The organism is Enterobacter chuandaensis (assembly GCF_003594915.1).
Taxonomy (GTDB): Bacteria; Pseudomonadota; Gammaproteobacteria; order Enterobacterales; family Enterobacteriaceae; genus Enterobacter; species Enterobacter chuandaensis.
This window is the reverse complement of the sequence record NZ_QZCS01000016.1, coordinates 1-19,520: the sequence shown is the minus strand read 5'-3', so window position 1 is coordinate 19,520 and position 19,520 is coordinate 1. Positions and strand designations below refer to the sequence as shown.

The window sequence follows — 19,520 nt, the reverse complement described above, 5'->3', positions numbered from 1 at the left end:
CGCTTTCGTGCCTGTTTTGTTCCTTTCATCCTGTTCTTACCCGCTTTTTTCCTCTCTGCTATACACTCTTACTAACGCTAAAAAAGGGAGCAGCGCGGATGGCAACCTATCCAGACAGTTTATTGATTCTCAATGGCAAAAGTGCAGGTAACGATCCGCTGCGTCAGGCGATTATGGGTTTGCGTGACGACGGCGCGCGCATCCACGTACGCGTGACGTGGGAAAAAGGCGACGCGGCACGCTATATCACCGAAGGGTTAACGTTAGGTATCAGCACCATCATTTCCGGCGGCGGCGACGGCACCATCAATGAGATCGCCTCTGCGCTGATCGACCTGCCCACAGCAGACCGCCCGGTGATGGGCATTTTACCCCTTGGCACCGCCAATGATTTTGCCACCAGCGCCGGGATCCCGGAAGATTTAGAGAAGGCGCTCCAGCTGGCGATCCTCGGCAAAGCCACCGCCGTGGATATTGCCCAGGTGAATGACAAAACCTGCTTTATCAATATGGCAACGGGCGGATTCGGCACGCGCATTACCAGCGAAACGCCGGAAAAACTGAAGGCGGCGCTGGGCGGCGTGTCATACCTGATCCACGGTTTGATGCGCATGGACACCCTCAAGCCGGACCGATGCGAAATTCGCGGCGAGGATTTTCAGTGGCAGGGTGACGCGCTGGTGATTGGGATTGGCAATGGACGTCAGGCTGGCGGCGGGCAGCAGCTCTGCCCGGAGGCGCTGATTAATGACGGTCAGCTACAGCTGCGTATTTTCACGGGCGATGGCCTGTTGCCCGCGCTGTTTACCACGCTGACGCAGCCGGAAGAGAGCCCGAATATTATTGACGGTAAATCGGCGTGGTTTGAGGTAAATGCTCCGCACGGGATGACGTTTAACCTCGACGGAGAGCCGCTGAGCGGGACGCAGTTCCGCATTGAAGTGTTGCCCGGCGCGCTGCAGTGCAGGCTGCCGCCGGACTGTGTGCTTTTGCGCTGATGTTTCACATAGTGCGCGATCATGCCCTCACCCCAGCCCTCTCCCACGGGGAGAGGGAGTTAAAGGGATCAGGCTATCGTCACTTTGCTGTCCAGATAGACATCCTGAACCGCATTAATCAGCTTCACGCCGTCGGCCATCGATTTCTTAAACGCCTTACGGCCAAGGATCAGCCCCATGCCGCCCGCGCGTTTGTTGATAACCGCCGTACGCACCGCGTCTGAGAGGTCGGTATCACCGCCCGCCGCGCCACCGGAGTTAATCAGCCCCGCACGGCCCATATAGCAGTTCGCCAGCTGGTAGCGGACCAGGTCGATCGGGTTATCGCTGGTCAGCCTGCTGTAAACGCGATCGTCGGTGTAGCCAAAGTTCACTGCCTTATAACCGCCGTTATTCTCGGCCATTTTCTGCTTCACGATATCCGCGCCGATGGTGGCCGCCAGATGGTTTGCCTGGCCGGTCAGGTCGGCAGAGACGTGGTAATCCACGCCGTCTTTTTTGAACGCCGAGTTACGCAGGTAGGCCCACAGCACGGTCACCATACCCAGCTCGTGCGCGCGCTCAAACGCCGCGGAGATCTCTTCAATCTGACGACGGGATTGCTCAGAGCCGAAGTAAATCGTCGCCCCGACGGCCACCGCCCCCATATTGAACGCCTGCTCGACGCTGGCGTAGAGGGTCTGGTCATATTCGGTAGGGTAGCTGAGGGTTTCGTTGTGGTTCAGCTTCACGAGGAACGGAATGCGGTGGGCGTAGCGACGCGACACCGAGGCCAGCACGCCGTAGGTGGACGCCACGCAGTTACAGCCCGCTTCAATCGCCAGCTCTACGATGTTCTTCGGATCAAAATAGAGCGGGTTCGCCGCAAAGGAGGCGCCCGCCGAATGCTCAACGCCCTGGTCTACCGGCAGAATCGAGAGATACCCGGAGCCACCGAGCCGCCCTGTGTTGTAGAGCGTCTGCATGTTTCGCAGAACCGCAGGCGGACGGTTGTTATCCACCATCACACGGTCAACGTAGTCGTGACCAGGCAGATACAGCTGGTCGGCTGGAATGGTCATACAACGATGCTGTAAAAGGCTGTCGGCGTCTTTGCCAAGCAACTGCGCAATATCAGTCATGTGATACTCCCGTAAGTCCGACGTCGTGTCGGTGTGTGTTTATCCAGTCCCATCTTTTATGGGCAGACTAAGCCTGGTACCGACTTAACAGATTTTCCACCATTTGCATTTTTTTTCAGCACAATCTGCTGGCTCGATTCGTGTACAACAAAACTGTTACATTGATCAAACAATCGCCACAAAGGTATTTAAAAGGTATTATTGAATGGTATGTTAAAGGCGTACCTTATCTGACATGCAGGATTCAAAAATGAAAACGAAAGTCCAACTGTCATTCATGATGTTTGTTGAATGGTTTATCTGGGGCGCGTGGTTTGTGCCGCTGTGGCTGTGGCTGAGTAAAAGCGGGTTTACCGCCGGGGAAATCGGCTGGTCTTACGCCTGTACCGCGATTGCCGCTATCCTTTCCCCGATTCTGGTCGGCTCGCTGACGGACCGCTTCTTCGCCGCGCAGAAAGTGCTGTCGGTGCTGATGTTCGCCGGTGCCATTCTGATGTACTTCGCCGCGCAGCAAACCCAGTTCAGCACCTTCTTCCCGCTGCTGCTGGTCTATTCTCTGACCTATATGCCAACCATCGCGCTGACCAACAGTATTGCCTTCGCCAACGTGGACGACGTCGAGGCCGATTTCCCGCGCATTCGCGTGATGGGCACCATCGGCTGGATCGCCTCCGGTCTGGCGTGCGGGTTCCTGCCGCAGATGATGGGCTACAGCGACATCTCCGATACCAATATCCCGCTGCTGATGACCGCAGCCAGCTCCGCCCTGCTCGGCGTCTTTGCTCTGTTCCTGCCGAACACGCCGCCGAAAAGTACCGGCAAGCTGGACTTCAAAGTGATGCTGGGGCTGGATGCGCTGGTCCTGCTGCGCGACAAAAACTTCCTGGTGTTCTTCTTCTGCTCGTTCCTGTTCGCCATGCCGCTGGCCTTCTACTACATCTTCGCCAACGGCTATCTCACCGAAGTGGGGATGAAAAATGCCACCGGCTGGATGACGCTCGGCCAGTTCTCTGAAATCTTCTTTATGCTCGCCCTGCCGTTCTTTACCAAACGCTTTGGTATTAAGAAGGTCTTGCTGCTGGGCCTGATTACCGCCGCCATCCGCTACGGGTTCTTCGTCTATGGCGGTGCGGAGCAGTACTTCACCTACGCCCTGCTGTTCCTCGGCATTCTGCTGCACGGCGTGAGCTACGACTTTTACTACGTCACCGCGTACATCTACGTGGATAAAAAAGCGCCGGTGCATATGCGCACCGCCGCGCAAGGCCTGATTACGCTGTGCTGTCAGGGGTTTGGTAGCCTGCTGGGTTACCGCCTGGGCGGCGTGATGATGGAAAAAATGTTCGCCTACAAAGAGCCGGTGAATGGGCTGACCTTCAACTGGGCCGGAATGTGGACATTTGGTGCAATCATGATTGCCGTGATTGCCGTGCTGTTTATGCTGTTTTTCCGCGAATCGGATAAAGAGATCACCGCAATTGAGGTGGTTGATGGCGATACCGCGCTGACACAAGGGGAAGTTAAATGAAACAAGACCGTATTCTCGGGGCCCTTTACGGCCAGGCGTTAGGGGATGCGATGGGTATGCCGTCGGAGCTGTGGCCGAGAAAGCACGTCAAGGCGCACTTCGGCTGGATCGACCGCTTTTTACCCGGCCCGGCAGAGAATAACGCGGCCTGCTATTTCAAACAGGCAGAGTTCACCGACGATACCTCAATGGCGCTGTGCCTGGCAGATGCAATCGTTGAGTGCGACGGGGAGATTAACGCGGACGTTATCGGCAAGCATATTCTTCGCTGGGCGCTCGACTTCGACGCGTTTAACAAGAACGTGCTCGGCCCGACGTCGAAAATTGCGCTTAATGCGATTCGTGACGGGAAGCTGGTGAGTGAACTGGAAAACAACGGCGTGACCAACGGGGCGGCGATGCGCGCCTCCCCGCTGGGCTGTCTGCTGCCAGCGACGCGGCTGGAACACTTTGTTGAGCAGGTCGCGCTGGCCTCCAGCCCGACCCATAAATCCGATCTTGCCATTGCCGGCGCGGTGGTGATTGCCTGGACGATTTCCCGCGCCGTCGACGGGGAACGCTGGCAGAACATCGTCGATGCCCTGCCGGGAATTGCCCGTTTTGCGCAGGAGGCAAAAACCACCACCTTCAGCGCGTCGCTGGCGGCGCGCATTGAGCTGGCGCTTAAGACCGTGCGGGAAGCCAACGGTATCGACTCCGCCAGCGAGCAGATTTATCAGCTTGTCGGCGCAGGAACCAGCACCATTGAGTCCGTTCCGGCGGCCATCGCGATGGTGGAACTGGCGGGAACCGACCCAAACCGCTGCGCCATTTTATGCGCCAATCTGGGCGGTGATACCGACACCATTGGCGCCATGGCGACGGCCATCTGCGGCGCGCTCCACGGCGTGCAGGCCATTGACCCGGCTCTGAAGGCCGAGCTCGACGCCGTTAATCAACTTGATTTTGGCCACTACTGCGCGAAACTGCTGCACTTCAGGGAGCAAAGGGAGGGCGTATGAATTCGTTTGCCCAACGTCTCGACACCCTGCACGCCACGCGTCCGGTGACGGTGCTGGGCGCGGCGGTGATTGACGTCATCGCCGACGCCTACGCCCTGCCCTGGCGCGGGTGCGATATCGAGCTTAAACAGCAGGGCGTGAATATCGGCGGCTGCGCGCTGAATATCGCCATCGCCCTGAAACGGCTCGGCATTACGGCGCAAAACGCCCTGCCCGTCGGCCACGGCGTGTGGGCGGATATCATCCGCAACGCCATGGCGAAGCAGGATCTGCACAGCGCCGTGGAGGCCGAAACCGGCGACAACGGCTGGTGCCTGGCGCTCGTTGAGCCTGACGGCGAGCGCACCTTTATGTCCTTTAGCGGCGTCGAGAACCAGTGGCAGCAGCGCTGGCTTGACGGGCTTCGGGTTCCGCAAAACAGCCTGGTTTATCTCTCCGGCTACCAGCTGGCCTCACCGTGTGGCGAGCTGCTGACGGGCTGGCTTGAAGGGTTGCGGCACGTGACGGCCTTTATTGATTTTGGCCCACGCATTGCCGATATTGCCGACGCGCTGATGGCGCGCATAATGGCCTGCAGGCCGATTGTGTCACTCAATCGTCAGGAAGCGGAAGTTGCCGCTGAGAGACTGGGAGTGGAAGTGGAAACCCTCGGCGCGCAGTGGCAGCAGCGCTTCGGCGCCGCGCTGATTGTGCGCCATGATAAAGACGGTGCTACGTGGTATGACGGTGACGTCTCGGGCGTTGTTCCCGCGTTTCCCGCCACGGTCGTAGATACCATCGGCGCAGGCGACAGCCACGCGGGCGGAACGCTTGCCGGGCTGGCGGCGGGATGGTCGCTGGCGGATGCGGTTCTGCTGGGAAATGCCGTGGCGTCGTGGGTGGTCAGCCACCGGGGCGGCGACTGCGCCCCGACTCGCGACGAATTACTCCTCGCACACAAAGACGTATAAATCGCTGCGACAGTAGCTGATGCTGTACTCAATCGGCCGGTGCTGCTGGTCAAGCGCAACCTGCTTAATCACCAGCACCGGTATTTTGTCATCCATTTTGATGTGCGCCTGAAATTCCTTGTCCGGCATGCGGGCGCTGACCCGTGAACGGGTGCGCTGCGGGAAGATATTCTGGCTGCGGAAATAGTCGTACAGCGAAATGCCAATCGCATCCGGATCGGGAATGAGCCCGACCGGCACCCAGGACTCTTCAATAGATACCGCGTCGTCGTCAACGTAGCGAATGCGTTTGAGCAGGAAAACCTCGCTCTCCGGGGGAATTGAAAGGTGATTGGCCACCTCATCCGGGCACTTCACCACCCGTTTGTTGACCCACAGCGTATTGGGCTTTTGGCCGCGCAGCACTACCTGCTGTGAGAACCCGCGCGCCGCCTTGAGCGAATACTCAAAGATGTTGTTGATTTGCGTCCCGTAGCCCCGGGCCCGCGTCACCACGCCCTCAGCCTCCAGCGCCTGCATCGCTTTACGGACGGTAATGCGCGACACCCCGGTTAACTGGCTTAAATCGCGCTCGCCGGGGAGAATATTCCCGTGCTCCAGCACGCCGCTGCGCACCGCGTTTTTAACCGTTTCGGCAAATTTCAGGTACAGCGGCGTGTTGTCCGGCGCGGCGATCCGTTCATTCAGTTGAGCGATTAACCGGGTATGCGCTTGTTCCATCTCTGTTTTTCTCAGGCGTGGTGTTTCCTGCCAGTATAAGGCTTACCACCATTCATGAAAATGGTGAACCGGCCCAATACCGTGACCCACCTCCAGAGTATCGGCTTTGGCAAGTGCGGCCGAGAGCCAGGTTTTCGCTTCACGCACCGTATCGGCCCAGCTGTCATGCCGGGGACGCAGCGCCGCCAGCGCGGAAGAGAGAGTGCACCCCGTGCCGTGGGTGTTTTTGGTCTGTACGCGCGGGGTCGTAAAACGCTGTTCGCCGTCACGGGTGAAAAGCCAGTCCGGACTTTCGGCATCATCCAGATGCCCGCCTTTCATCAGCACCGCCCCGCACCCCATAGCCAGCAGCGCTTTCCCCTGCTCTTTCATCTCACGTTCAGTTTTTGCGTGCGAAGTGCCTAACAGCGCAGCGGCTTCCGGCAGATTGGGCGTGATGAGCGCCACCTGCGGCAGCAGCTTACTGCGCAACGTCTCAACGGCGGAGGCGGAGAGCAGCGGATCGCCGCTTTTTGCCAGCATAACGGTATCCAGCACCACGTTTTGCACCCGATAGCGTATAAGCCGCTCGGCTACCGCTTCCACAATATCCGTTTCGGCCAGCATGCCAATTTTGGTGGTATCAATGCGCACGTCGCTGAATACCGAATCCAACTGTGCGGCGACAAAATCCGGCTCGATACGGTAGACCGACTGCACCCCGCGCGTGTTTTGCGCCACCAGCGCGGTAATCACCGAGCAGCCATAGGCACCCAGCGCGGAGAAGGTTTTCAGGTCAGCCTGAATACCTGCGCCGCCGCTGGGGTCGGTACCGGCGATAGTGAGGGCGTTAATCCGTTTCATGCCGGCTCCTCCAGCGTATAGAGCGCATCCAGGAACACGCTGGCAAAACTGCCTGGCCCATGTGACTGCGCAACGGCTTGCGTTCCGGCACGCTTCATCCATCCGCAGGCGGCGGCAACGTTATCCAGCCGGTCGCCCGGCAGCGAGCAGCTCGCCGCCACAACGGCAGAAAGCGCGCACCCGGTTCCCACCACGCGGGTCATTAACGGGTCTCCGCCCGTGACCGTTCGGGTCCGCTCTCCGTCAGTGATGTAATCCACCTCGCCGGTGACGACCACAATGGCATGGGCCTGACGGGCAAGCGCCTGAGCGGCAGGCAACGCGCTGGCGGCGGTGTCGGTGGTATCAACGCCGCGCCCGCCCGCGCTCATTCCGGCAAGGGCCAGGATTTCGGAGGCGTTGCCGCGAATGGCGGCCGGTTTCAGGGCCAGGATTTGATGGCAAAAGCGGGTGCGGAACGTTAGGGCACCCACCGCAACCGGGTCCAGCGTCCAGGGTTTACCTGCCGCCACCGCGCTTTCAATCGCCCGACGCATCGACTGCGCTCGCGGAGAGGTCAGCGTGCCGACGTTAATCAGCAGCGCATCGGCGATGGCGGCGAACTGTTCAGCCTCTTCAGCCTCAATCACCATCGCGGGGGATGCACCCAGCGCCAGCAAAACGTTAGCCGTAAAGGTCTGTACGACGTCGTTGGTCATACAGTGGGTCAGCGGAGAACGGGTTCGGAAGTGGTGTAAAACGTGTAAATCGAGCAGGTCAGGCTGCATGGTTTCGCTCCTGCCTTGCGTGAAGAAGCGATGACCGGGAAGGCATCTGACTTCCCTACGCTGGCATTATCCAGATCAGGTAATACGGGTATTTCTCAGCCCATCAGCGATGGGGCACCCCGAGTCATGAAGATTGAATCTCTATACTTTTTGCCAGCTTAGGGGAAGTTGCTTGCTCTTGCAAGCCCACCCTTCCGGTTATCGCTTCTTAACGCTGTACCCCATCTTGTACCTCAGTTTGTACCCCATATCTGTATGACAACCCCCTTGATTATCTAAATTAGCTAATTTATATTATTTATCTAAACTTGATGAGTGAGATATGCAAATGACAGAAACCCAGATTTACGAGAACATTAAGCAAGCCATCAATAGCGCACCGCGAAATGGTCAAACGGTTGAAATGCACCTCCAGATGATCAAATACGCCGACCACCTGAAAAACGTCACTGCTAAAGAGTTTTGCGAGGGTGTGGGACTTAAAGCCAGTTTTGGTACTGAATTCAGCAAAATGAGGAATCTCACCGAACGGCTTAAAGCCGCTGGGCTTGATACCTCGAAGCTGTGATTAACAAGATCATCGGTATCTACGATTAGTTAACGAGGTTAGATGGATGAGTGCACGTGAAGCATATCGGCAATATCGAGAAGCGGTGACTACTTGCAAAGGCATTTTTGCCCGAGGTGGTAATGTCACTGGTGATTATGGTGAACATCTCGTAAAGCAACTTTATGGTGGTGAATTATTGCCAAACTCCCATAAAAGCGCCGATGTCAGATTAGACGATGGCACGTTGTTGCAGGTCAAAACCAGAGTCAATAAAACCCAGTTAGGCGGAATTCGCTCCTGGGATTTCGATTACCTGATCGGTATACAGCTTAATGACGATGCCGAAGTCATGTTGGCAGTTCGTGTCCCTGTAGATGTTTGTCGCCAAATTGCCGGATATGCCAGCCATGATAACAAATTTGTGATCCATCTTAATGGCGTGCTTCTTAAAACGCCTGGCGTAGAAAACGTCACTGAAGAGTTTCAGTCAGTGTAATCCCTAAGTGTTCGTTTTTTTCTTTTCTGGATGCGAGTGGCAATGTACCAAACAGCGCGAAAGAATAAGAAGATGTAGAGCTGGGTAATCATAATCCTCCTGGTTAAAATGGTATTGTGTCGAAATCGTCATAGATTTCAGGGTGGGTATTCTTGAAGTAATCCTCAATCCCTTGTGGTAGCCGTATCTTTCGATTATTTCTACAAACTCTTTCGGTAAACTGGGTGAAACTTTCCGTTTCCGCCTGGATGTCAATATTCCGAATCAAGATCGTACAGGCTGCATCCATTTCATTCATTGGTGGTGTTGGTCTTGGTATAACTTCGTCTTTAGTGTTGAACCAATCGGGCACATCATCACCTCCCCTTTCCTCTACGGTAACTGGTTCAGGGGCTGGCATTTGTGCTGGCTGGTCAAATATAACGGCAGAAACGATAATGGGCGCTGCTGTTAGCTGATCAGGCGGGATAACGTGAGCATCAGTAAGCGGTAACGCAGTGTACAGAAGAGTGTCATACTTGGGATCGGGATTCGGTTCTGTTGTTACCAGTCCCATGTCTACCAAATCTCGAATTTTATCGCCTATCGTTCCAGGGTCACTTCTAAATATTTGGCCTAATCGCCCCTGGCTTTCGTAACATTTTTTTCCATTACTCTGGAAACGCTGGAAGCGGCAGTATAAAACGATGTGGAGAAGTTCGAGCATTTTCCCTTCCGGGTATTTTTCCGAGTAAATGCAGTTTATGTCTTCGAAGTGGTCATAATTTTTGGTGAAAGCCTGAGATATGCTTCCATCTGAATTTGTCGCTTCGTTATCTTTCATAATCTCAGCGATTGACTTACCTGAATTAGGTACGAGTTTTTTCTTTTTTGGCATTTGGTTCCTCAGTTTGTAGGATAGTATTTTTGACAATGGCATTAACGAGTGCGGGAATACTCAGCCCTTTTCGGGCCGCTTCTTCACGCAGAGCGTTAAAAACCTCGGGGTTAAATCGGATATTCATTATTGTGGTTATCCCAATGGATTAGCTGGTCACGGGTGTGAAGTTTGGCGTTGCTCGCCATTCGTCAAAGCGTCGGATCGCTTCTTCGAACATCTCCACTCTGCCGGGCTGTTCGCGCTTACGTGCTCGGACAAGTGAACTGTAAACAAGTGTTCGTGATGTTCGGCCTGTAATCAAATCTGCGTAGATTTGGTCAACGTTGAAGTAACGCATGTTATTTGCTCCTGTTTGGTTTTCTCCAGACGCAAAAAAGCCCCCGCACCAAAAACCTGGTGGAGGCTGCAATTCATGCGCATGGAACGTTGTTAGATGGGAATTAGATGATAATGATTATCACCATACTTTTAATAATACACTAAAAGCACACCTGATGTCAATAGTTATTTCAATAAGTTCGAAAAAGTCAAGTTCATTACGTGCTTTACACCAAAAAACAACCCTATCGGTCAAGGTAAATTTGTGATATGATCCATTCCCAAGCAGTTTACCCATGATCACTGCCAAAAAGCTCCTGTGGCGCTCTCTACGGCTTTCTGACACATTCAGGCTACCCTCTGCATTCCCTACCCTGTTTAAATCGTTCTACGGGCTTCCTGTGAAGCTTGGCGGCATTCAGGCGCACCTCTGGCACTTATCCCACACCAACACCAAGAATCTGCACACAGAAGATTGAACGGCAGTGAGATCGGACGGGTGTAGATGATTGGATATGTTGGCTTGGTTAACTGGAACCGTAGCACTGTGAACAGGGGGCCTTAGCCTCTGACTTGCTGAAACCTTACATGGTGAACATCAGTTCATGAATGGATGGTTGAGGTTAGTCAGCTTATCAGATGGTCAATCAACGGTAGTTGGTTGGTCAGATGGTAACAAAGCGCACAGCGCATGGGTATTCGCCGACGGCGAAAGCAATCTCTTGCCGATGGCAAATAATCATTCGTGCCTGACGTTCGTCAGAAACGAAGTTTGCACGAGTCCAGAAGGTACAGAGTACGCTTGCGCTTGTTCCACGAGCGGTACGGGGCTGACCGAGGAGCCAACCAAAGGCGAAACAGGTCACTTGCCCGGAGAGTACCGAGCAGGGACAACGACAAAAGGTATAATGAAGAAGATCATTCTTGCGCGGCGTAGCCTGACCTAAGTCAGCGCAAAAGATAATGATCTAATAACTAATCTTAAACCTAATCTAATCATTAATCTTATTGTCGGGTATAGTGCCTTACCCCCTCCGGTTCTTTACCTGACCCCCTCCGGTATAGTGCCTTACCCACTCAGGTAAAGTGCCTGAGCCTACCATTCAGAGAGTGACCAAACGTCACTTCACCCAACGGCAGATCGTCAACCTGCTCACTGCGTACCGTTCCACCAACTGAGCAACTTTATCGCCCTTCCGGTGTGCCTGGATAATCTCATCTCTTACACTATGCGAATGTAGCAGCGGCTTCCTGTTACGTCTGCCTGATATGTCATGCAGCAGTACCCCATGCAACAACGCCCAAGTTAATTCCTATCAAACAGGCATGTAACCCGGTGGTAATTGGCAGGTAAAGAAGCGCCATTGATACGGGGTAAAGTTGCCATACCCACCGAGATCGTAACAATTAAAACTATCACCTACCGTGCATAAAACCTTGCTCCGTGCGGAATTCACAGAAATAATAGTAAAATCATTATGATACTTGTGTTAAGCAAACGGCCTTGATTCGAATTTAAAATTACCCGGCTCGTTTTATCCCAACTACTACTGAGCATCATCAGTGTCAAATGTCTTCGCAAATGGGCACTTGCCCTTTGTTATGTAGGTGAACAGGTAAATGCTGTTCTGGTATGTGCAGAGCGTCTTTCCACTCTCCGTCATTTCCTGCTGGGGATCGGTCATTGTGATCTGCCCTGCTGCCGCCAACGGTGAAAACAGTAGTCCCGATATCACCAATATTGCTTTCTTCATAAGCCTCACTCCAGTTGCTTGTTATCGTCGAATAGCTTAGCGCTCATTGTTTACACAATAGCATTGTGCCATTCAAATCGATCGATTTTACTGATCTATAAGATCGATTTTATTGATTAAAGTGGTAAGATAAAGTGATGCGCTAACAGCGCCTTGTCAACAAATCCAACAAGAAAAGGAAGACCATGAAAAAATTGATTCTCGCGGCGCTGCTCGTCCTCCCCTTCGCCTCAAGTGCAACCACATTCACCTGTAAGGCGATCCAGGAAGGGCAGATCGATTCTGGTAGCCAAAAATCCTCAGTTGAGACTCACCTTGATGTTCAGGACAAAAGCATGAAAGTGAGCATGGGTGGTAAAACCTGGCGGCTGGGTTTCATTGGAGAAAAAAGTATTGCGAAGATGTACGCCACTCCAGACGGTGGAATAGCGGTTACTTACATCGACAACGGCAGTGATCCAATTTTCGTTATGCGCCCAACTAACAACGATGGTGAAACGGCACTCTATACGCTGAGCCTGTGCTCTGAGATCTAAACAAAGGCGTGAGCAATCACGCCCAATAAGTTGAATGTCCATTCCGAATTTCCAGCCTCCCCATATTCTCGTTCTAAGTCTCTATTCCTAAACCGCTGCAATCCAGTCTCAAAACCATCTCCTTTTAAGACCACACCGACGCAACGACAGAATGCGGCTTCAACTTGTATCAAAAGGTTGATCTTTAATTTTGAGACAGCCATTATTTTGACACTACCTTTTGAGACCTTGAGGACATCATGACTACTGTGATCGGATATGTGCGAGTTTCCACCAGCGACCAAAACGTTGAAAACCAGAAGCAGCAGATTTCCGATGCTGGTTATAGCGTTACTCGCTGGTTTAGCGATGAAGCAGTGGGTGGTGCAGTGAAGGCAGCAGAGCGTCCAGGGTTTGGTGAACTACTCAGTTATGTGCGAGAAGGCGATACGCTGATAGTTATTGCTATAGACCGCCTTGGGCGTAACACGATTGATGTTCTTTCCACCGTGGAAATGTTGCAGACAAAAGGCGTGAAGGTTGTCAGCTTGCGTGAAGGATTCGACCTGTCAACGCCCGTTGGCAAAGCGATGCTTACCATGATGGCAGGACTCGCGAGCCTTGAGAAAGACCTGATAGCAGAACGCAGAACAGCAGGTATCAAGCGTGCTCAGACTGAAGGAAAGCATTGCGGTAGACCTATCAAAGCAACCGTTGAACAAGTACAAGAACTGTTATCACAGGGTCTACCGCCAGCAGCGGTGCAACATAGGTTAGGCATCAGCAAAGCCACCTTCTACCGATTAAAGACATCCGGTCATCTCTCTGATATTTGAAAATTGTGCAGTTTGAAATTGGGTGGACAGGAAAAAAAGCGCTGAGCAGCCTAAGTATACTGCGTAGATCATCAATCACTTCCCCCCTCTCTCATTCATGGTGAAAATAAGTGCATAAGAATTCATTCGGGATAGAAATGCAATTACACCCATCCGTGGATCGATTTGATAAATATGAATATTTTATTGATTCAGTGTCTGAAAGACCCTATTGTTACCATAGAAACTGTAGTCTCTCATACATTGAGTTCCATTTTTGGGAACTCATTGACATAGCAATCAAAGAACACTAAGATGTTCCCATATTAGGAACAAATTATGAAGCTGCTTGGAAGAAATCGGTTGAACCAGCTTATAAGTGAGAGTTCCGCCACCAAAGTTTGGGTAAACGCATGGTCATCTGAGATTGATTCATGTAGTTGGAAATCCGTTGATGATGTGAAAGATCGATTCCCATCTGTCGTTTGTATCGAGAATTGTATGTTCACATTCAAAGTTGATGGCTGTGATATGTCGATTGAAACTATTATGGATTTCAATGCGTTGACTGTATTGATTATTGCTGTAAAGGTCACATGAATGGATATTAAAGTTATAAAGACAGAGCAACAGCATCAGGACTACCTGGAGCGAATCCATTCTTTGATGCTTATGATGCCACCGACTCGCTCGGAAGAGCATGAAGAACTCGAGCTTTTAATCACGATCGTAGAAGCCTATGAAAACTCGAAGTATCCGATTGAGCCACCTGACCCTATTGATGCAATTTTGTTTAGGATGCATGAAAAGGGTTTAAAACAGGTTGATCTCGTTCCCTATCTGGGAACAAGGAGCCGTGTTTCTGAAATTCTTTCCCGGAAGCGCCCCTTAACAGTTTCAATGATTAAAGCCCTGTCCATTGGATTGGGGATTTCTACTGATACACTGATAGGTATAAATTCAGATGATAATCAATCTCATGAGGAAGGGGTAGATTGGTCAAAATTTCCATTAAAAGAAATGATCAACCGTGGATGGATTTCTGAAAATGGAAATGCTCTAAAAAGTTCTGCTGAAGACATTATCAAAGGTTTTATAAACCAATTAGGCTGGCAAAGCGGAAGCCTTTCTTTCAAAAGAACATTGTCTGGTGATGCGTACTCGCCTTCAACACAATATGCACTGTATGCGTGGGTTAGTAGAGTCGTGCAGCAAGCGCGAAAGAAAAAAAGCTCTCTCGGGATTTTCGATCCAAATGTGTTATCGGCAAGTTTTCTACGAGATCTCGCACAATTAAGCTGGTTCGAAAAAGGCCCACTTCTTGCGATAGAATTTCTTGAGAAACATGGGATAGCAATAATTATAGAGCCAAGTTTAAAAGGTACTCGTATTGATGGTGCTGCATTAAAAGATATTGATGGACAACCTATCATTGGCCTTAGCCTGAGATATGATCGTCTTGATAACTTTTGGTTTACTTTGCTTCATGAAGTCGCGCATATCTGGAAGCATGTTCATAATGAAGAAACATTTCTGGATGATTTAGATGCATCTTCGGATGATAAAAAAGAATCAGAAGCAAATAGGTTGGCAAGGGAAGCATTTATACCAAGAGCCGTTTGGAAAAGAAGCGATGCATATATATCCCCAACGAAAGAAAATATAGACATATTATCAAGGGAGTTAAAAATAACGCCAGCAATCATTGCTGGAAGATTAAGAAGAGAGTTAGGCAATTACCGTCTTTTTGCAGATCTCATCGGTCAGGGTGAGGTTAGTAGAATTTTATCTACAGCAATTATCGAATAATTTCCGGAGGCCGATATATGTATCCTACTTATGTTCCTATACTGAAAGCAAAGCCTGGTGAATTTGCAGCATTAGAAAAACTTAAAACTGCATATTCACAAAGAATAACACCTTTCTTCGAGATCCCTAAATTCACACAAAAAATGCGTGAACAGGCTTATTATCGTGACTCCACCCAACCTAAGAAACATTACCTCGATAAGATTTCGCATGAAATTTCAAAATCATGCAAAAGTTCGGCAATCTTTTTTGATCATTTTGAATGGAAGCCTAATGAATATACCGAAACAGGAGAGCATGTATACAGTTACATGTTTCGCAAACTCTCAGAAAGTGGCCTGAAAGTTCACCCAGTCGTGGGATTTGACCGATGGGATGATGTTGATTATCAGAACGCGTTATGTAATTTATCTATTACAGACGACACATATTTTTGTTTGCGTATTGACTCAGAAACAATAGAAGATGCTTATGATGAAGATTATTTCAAAGATAGCATTGACAGCATTGTTCAGGGATTGAATCTCACAAACAAGCAAATCATCATTTTGTTTGATTTTGGTGATGTTACCAAAAAATCTATCGTTTCATTACTTGCAGACATGCAACATCTTCTGAAGATTGTCAGTGAATATAAATTTGGTTCTGTGATGATGGCTGGTGCTTCATTTCCAATGATTATTAACGAAGCCGTTAAGGATGAAGACTCTACTGACTACGTCGAACGTCGTGAAATGGTTGTTTGGAAAACACTTCTGGAAGATAGTAATCATAACCTCATATTTGCAGATTATGGGATACGAAATCCTTCAGCAGCAGATGATATTATTGCAACACATGCAAATGGGAAAATTCGTTACACTATTTCTAATAGATATTTTGTGGCTCGAGGGCATTCTAAGCAAAAAGGCAATAAAGGCGAGCAAATTTATGACCTCGCCAAGGTTATTGTCAGTTCGTCTCATTACTTAGGACCGGAGTTTTCGTGGGGCGATGAGAAAATACTTGATTGTAGTATGAAAAAATTGAAAGGTAGGCCTCAGGACTGGATCGGATTTGATACGAATCATCACATCAGCTATGTTGTTGAAGAAGTATTAGAGTTCAATCGTATAAAAGCAGCAAAACGTGCAGAAGAAATTTAAATTGTACATTAAAAATGCCCACTGATGTGGGCATTTTTAATTTCATATGGTTATGCAGCATTAACTGAAATATATATTATTAATGAGGATCACCATATTTTTTGTAGTCGTACACACAGAGTAAACGCCTATAATCTGTTCCTTTCTTATCTGGCATCGAACGTAAAAGCACTTCTACATCATCAGGAACAATAATATCATGCCATGTTGACCATATGATAGAATTTATTTTATTCGTTCGAGTGATTGATTCATCAGCATAAATATCACCCCAATTATCATGAGTATTTTGTACAGCAAATGGCAAACCAGCAAGATACTCTTCGATTTTTCTTCTTTGTTGAGCTTTAAGCGGCTCACACTTAATAAGCTCATGGCAGATCTGACAGAAGCCGTATATTGGAAACCATTGGGTAGAAGTTATATTTATTTTATCGATTAACTGCAACAATTGATGATTTGATTCATCAATTATATCAAAATAATCTGTCATGAAATTGGACGAGTTCTTATGTTCATATTTGATAGAATTACTTGATCCTATAACTAATATTTTATCGCTATTATTAAGAGAGTCGATATCCTCTGTAATATTGACTTTTATACTGGTTCCATCATCATGTACACCAGAATATATATCCTTAACAATACTTTGAACTTTTCGTATGTCCATAGCAGACACTGGTAGATTCAAGTTAGATAGTGATCTATATATTTCTATGAAATCATCAGTCTTTATTTTATTTATTCTTATTGTGGAAAACCCCTCTAAATCAATATCATGCTCAGTAATATCATGTGATGTTGAATGCTTTTCAAATTCGACCAATAGGAAATTATTTCTAATACGTTGTGCAGTAAGTGAATTTGGTTCGACATAAGTGAAAATAGTTTTCAGTAAGCTCTTTATGTTTTCATCACCAATTCCATATCCCATGAATATAATAGGATTATGAATGAAAATTGAGAGCAATTGAGCACGAATCAACTCATACTTGTTATCAAAATGAGAATAGTCATCTTCAGTTATAATTATTTTTGAAGGATCTTTAATACAACCATGAATCTTATATACGGAACCATAGGGATTACTCAATAATATATCATTCCCTACTAATGGCTCAAAGCTAAATACATCTTCAACAAGGCCATCATAGTTTGTAGTTATAACTGAGCCAACATTTTTCCTGATTTTCTTTAGCTCTGCTAATTCCTCTTTTTTGTCCTCTCTATAATCCAGACTCCCGACTAACTTTGAAATATATATTTTGAATCTGCTCAGGTTATTTTCACGTTCCATCTCAGCATAGAAATAATCATTTATCTCTTTAAACTTACCATTACGATCTTCACCTAATGCTTGGTTAAATGTTTTTTCTAATTTAGTTGCAATTAGGGAATAGTTATATTTACCATCGACTTGGCATTCAGCTTTAATATCTAAATAAAATTCATTATTCCCTTTCAACTCAAAAGCAATATACTTTAACAATCCATCCCATGTATGCGAATTGTTAAGATACCTCAAACTGACACCTGCTCCGATGAAAAGCACTGGGTGGTTGCGATACTGGCCTATAAATTCCCGGATATTCATGTCACCCCCTCTGATAAGTCAGAACATTCTATCTTGACTGCTTGGCAAATCAATCATGTAGACAAATATATATGGGCTAAGATAGTCCAGAAGTTATCGCTGACTTTGCGACCCTAAGATTGATTTCTCATGTCTTCGATGTTAGACCCAGCAAAGCCCATCGACTACATAGGAGACTGTAGAGAGCGGAAACGTATGTAAATATCGTTTAGTGATCCCTCCGCTCTTCTCATGGCCTACTGTTTGCTGTAGGTGCAGAATGTTTTTCACCCATCCAGCCATTGCAGCAGAACAAACCGAGTGACGGATAGAATGCAACAGCCGCCGTTGTCCATAATCATCAAGATAAGGGATACCGAGCTGATCACGCAGATCCGCAAAAAATTTACCGATCTTAGTCATGTTTGTACCTGCCACTTCTGAAAAAATTCGCTCTTTCCATTGGCGATCAACATACTCTATGAAACCCCATTCGATTAACTTAGGGTGGATGACTACCTGCCTTGTGGCATTCTCCGTTTTCCCCTGCCCTCCCTCAGCAATCAGGAAATAATAACGCTGACTATCTTCGTCGAACTTGATCTGTGACTTCTCCAGTTTTCCTATCTCACTTCTTCTTGCTCCAGTATATGCCAATAACAACGTGATCCATTTTTGCCAGTTATCAGGCTGCTTTAGTGCCCACCCTACAAACTTTTTCATCTCAGCTGTGCTGTATGCACCAAATCTCGCTTTCGATGGTGCAGCCACTACGCCATCAGTTGGCGACTTAGTTAGAATGTCTTTACTTTCTGTGAGGAAGGTTTTGAAGAGTGATTTATACAGTTTGAGATGCTTATGGATAGCCTCAACACCAACCAGATCATCCGGTGGGACATCATCGCATGCTATCAATTGCTGAATGGACATTGAGCGATAAGGCTGAACAACGCGCTTAGGGAGATTTTCAACAACTTCCATCACCTGCTTAATATCCTGCTTAGTGATCGCCGTTACATCAGTTTTCTCTCCCAAGACAGTTAACAATACTTCCATGTAGCGCTCATTCGCCATTGAGATCGATTTCGTCCAGTTGCGCCCTTTTTCATCTTTGTACATCGCCCACGCATCCGAAAGGGTTAACACTTTTTCCGATTCGGCTGGTGGTGGAGTTTCCACGATTTCAGCAGGAATAATTATCTGCTGTTGAGGTAAAAGAGGATTTCTCGCTGCCTTGCGTTCTGACGCAATGAGGTTTGACAAGAATGCTTCGAACACGAAGATCGGCGTAGCTAATGATTTCACAAAAGGAATATGCGGAGTAACGCCAATCATCAAAGCAGATGCTTCGCGATAGCTGTCAGTAAGGAGTGATTTTTTATACATCCTGCCATTTGAAAGCCGGATTTGCAGATAGTAGTTGCCGTTTCGCTGAAACGTGTAGGGAAGAGTTCTGTACCCCATTAATACACCCTTTTTGTACCTCATGTGCATACGCACCGACAAAAAGAGAGTCAATTTCATGATAAGTAAGCCGAATTTAGGCCCCCTACGCTGGCATTATCCAGATCAGGTAATACGGGTATTTCTCAGCCTTCACAAAGAAGGGCACCCCGAGTCATTTGGTAAGAATTGACTTACTTTTTGCCAGATTAGGGGAAGTTTCATGCTGACGCAAGCGCCCTTTCGAGGTTCGCTTTCTTCATGCAGCGGAGGTGCGAAAGAAAAGGCTAG

The 19,520-nt window shown here is 48.9% G+C and carries 19 protein-coding genes and 2 riboswitches; of the genes, 11 read left to right on the top strand and 8 right to left on the bottom strand.

The window, feature by feature from the left end:
* Positions 1 to 98 precede the first annotated feature (98 nt).
* The gene (gene yegS / locus D5066_RS19580; RefSeq protein ID WP_119916954.1) at positions 99 to 998 is read left to right on the top strand and encodes a lipid kinase YegS; all 900 of its coding nucleotides are present in this window, start codon (positions 99 to 101) and stop codon (positions 996 to 998) included.
* Between the two features lie 68 nt (positions 999 to 1,066).
* Here yegS and fbaB read toward each other — a convergent pair whose 3' ends face one another.
* Entirely contained in the window at positions 1,067 to 2,119 is a 1,053-nt protein-coding gene (gene fbaB, locus D5066_RS19575) for a class I fructose-bisphosphate aldolase (protein WP_119916953.1), read from the bottom strand.
* Positions 2,120 to 2,369: 250 nt separating this feature from the next.
* On the opposite strand from fbaB, the gene D5066_RS19570 reads away from it, so the two are divergent.
* The 3 genes from D5066_RS19570 to D5066_RS19560 are packed head-to-tail and all read left to right on the top strand — an operon-like array spanning position 2,370 to position 5,598.
* Positions 2,370 to 3,647, top strand: coding sequence for a nucleoside permease (locus tag D5066_RS19570; protein WP_080329693.1), 1,278 nt, complete (start codon positions 2,370 to 2,372; stop codon positions 3,645 to 3,647).
* Positions 3,644 to 4,648, top strand: a complete 1,005-nt coding sequence (locus tag D5066_RS19565; protein ID WP_119916952.1) for an ADP-ribosylglycohydrolase family protein — start codon at positions 3,644 to 3,646, stop codon at positions 4,646 to 4,648. The genes D5066_RS19570 and D5066_RS19565 overlap by 4 nt, the downstream gene beginning before the upstream one ends.
* Positions 4,645 to 5,598, top strand: a complete 954-nt coding sequence (locus D5066_RS19560) for a PfkB family carbohydrate kinase (RefSeq protein WP_119916951.1) — start codon at positions 4,645 to 4,647, stop codon at positions 5,596 to 5,598. The genes D5066_RS19565 and D5066_RS19560 overlap by 4 nt, the downstream gene beginning before the upstream one ends.
* Here D5066_RS19560 and D5066_RS19555 read toward each other — a convergent pair.
* Genes D5066_RS19555 through thiM form a run of 3 tightly spaced genes read right to left on the bottom strand, consistent with a single transcriptional unit; the run spans position 5,572 to position 7,928 of the window.
* Positions 5,572 to 6,318, bottom strand: coding sequence for a GntR family transcriptional regulator (locus D5066_RS19555; RefSeq protein ID WP_119916950.1), 747 nt, complete (start codon positions 6,316 to 6,318; stop codon positions 5,572 to 5,574). The genes D5066_RS19560 and D5066_RS19555 overlap by 27 nt on opposite strands.
* A gap of 42 nt (positions 6,319 to 6,360) precedes the next feature.
* On the bottom strand, positions 6,361 to 7,161 hold the full coding sequence (gene thiD, locus D5066_RS19550) for a bifunctional hydroxymethylpyrimidine kinase/phosphomethylpyrimidine kinase (protein WP_119916949.1): 801 nt from the start codon (positions 7,159 to 7,161) through the stop codon (positions 6,361 to 6,363).
* A complete protein-coding gene (gene thiM, locus D5066_RS19545) occupies positions 7,158 to 7,928 on the bottom strand; it encodes a hydroxyethylthiazole kinase (protein ID WP_119916948.1) in 771 nt (256 codons plus the stop codon). Before thiM ends, thiD begins: the two co-directional genes overlap by 4 nt.
* Positions 7,929 to 7,963: 35 nt before the next feature.
* Positions 7,964 to 8,060, bottom strand: a riboswitch (TPP riboswitch).
* 196 nt (positions 8,061 to 8,256) lie between these two features.
* On the opposite strand from thiM, the gene D5066_RS19540 reads away from it, so the two are divergent.
* Both D5066_RS19540 and D5066_RS19535 read left to right on the top strand, forming a co-directional pair.
* Positions 8,257 to 8,496, top strand: coding sequence for an HTH-like domain-containing protein (locus D5066_RS19540; RefSeq protein ID WP_001318412.1), 240 nt, complete (start codon positions 8,257 to 8,259; stop codon positions 8,494 to 8,496).
* A gap of 46 nt (positions 8,497 to 8,542) precedes the next feature.
* The gene (locus D5066_RS19535; protein WP_042718843.1) at positions 8,543 to 8,974 is read left to right on the top strand and encodes a DUF6998 domain-containing protein; all 432 of its coding nucleotides are present in this window, start codon (positions 8,543 to 8,545) and stop codon (positions 8,972 to 8,974) included.
* A 103-nt stretch (positions 8,975 to 9,077) separates the two neighbouring features.
* Here D5066_RS19535 and D5066_RS19530 read toward each other — a convergent pair whose 3' ends face one another.
* Positions 9,078 to 9,851, bottom strand: coding sequence for a hypothetical protein (locus D5066_RS19530; RefSeq protein WP_050860284.1), 774 nt, complete (start codon positions 9,849 to 9,851; stop codon positions 9,078 to 9,080).
* Positions 9,852 to 11,719: 1,868 nt separating this feature from the next.
* On the bottom strand, positions 11,720 to 11,926 hold the full coding sequence (locus D5066_RS23170; RefSeq protein ID WP_042718840.1) for a hypothetical protein: 207 nt from the start codon (positions 11,924 to 11,926) through the stop codon (positions 11,720 to 11,722).
* Between the two features lie 185 nt (positions 11,927 to 12,111).
* Between D5066_RS23170 and D5066_RS19510 the strand changes: the two genes are divergently transcribed.
* From D5066_RS19510 to D5066_RS19490, 5 genes are all read left to right on the top strand, one after another.
* Positions 12,112 to 12,462: a hypothetical protein gene (locus D5066_RS19510; RefSeq protein WP_042718839.1), complete on the top strand. Its 351-nt coding sequence runs from the start codon at positions 12,112 to 12,114 to the stop codon at positions 12,460 to 12,462.
* Positions 12,463 to 12,701: 239 nt separating this feature from the next.
* Positions 12,702 to 13,277: a recombinase family protein gene (locus tag D5066_RS19500; protein WP_042718837.1), complete on the top strand. Its 576-nt coding sequence runs from the start codon at positions 12,702 to 12,704 to the stop codon at positions 13,275 to 13,277.
* A gap of 318 nt (positions 13,278 to 13,595) precedes the next feature.
* Positions 13,596 to 13,856 carry a type II toxin-antitoxin system HigB family toxin gene (locus tag D5066_RS22980; protein WP_058128044.1) on the top strand — a complete coding sequence of 87 codons (261 nt, stop codon included), beginning with the start codon at positions 13,596 to 13,598 and terminating at the stop codon, positions 13,854 to 13,856.
* Entirely contained in the window at positions 13,857 to 15,065 is a 1,209-nt protein-coding gene (locus D5066_RS19495; protein ID WP_105699458.1) for an ImmA/IrrE family metallo-endopeptidase, read from the top strand.
* Between the two features lie 17 nt (positions 15,066 to 15,082).
* On the top strand, positions 15,083 to 16,210 hold the full coding sequence (locus tag D5066_RS19490) for a beta family protein (protein ID WP_042718836.1): 1,128 nt from the start codon (positions 15,083 to 15,085) through the stop codon (positions 16,208 to 16,210).
* A 79-nt stretch (positions 16,211 to 16,289) separates the two neighbouring features.
* Here the strand turns inward: D5066_RS19490 and D5066_RS19485 are convergent, their stop codons facing one another.
* Together D5066_RS19485 and D5066_RS19480 are read right to left on the bottom strand one after the other, a co-directional pair.
* Complete coding sequence (locus D5066_RS19485) at positions 16,290 to 17,807, bottom strand: SIR2 family protein (RefSeq protein ID WP_119916947.1); 1,518 nt, start codon at positions 17,805 to 17,807, stop codon at positions 16,290 to 16,292.
* 141 nt (positions 17,808 to 17,948) lie between these two features.
* Positions 17,949 to 19,250 carry a tyrosine-type recombinase/integrase gene (locus D5066_RS19480; protein ID WP_042718832.1) on the bottom strand — a complete coding sequence of 434 codons (1,302 nt, stop codon included), beginning with the start codon at positions 19,248 to 19,250 and terminating at the stop codon, positions 17,949 to 17,951.
* Positions 19,251 to 19,317: 67 nt separating this feature from the next.
* Positions 19,318 to 19,412, bottom strand: a riboswitch (TPP riboswitch).
* Between the last annotated feature and the right edge of the window lie 108 nt (positions 19,413 to 19,520).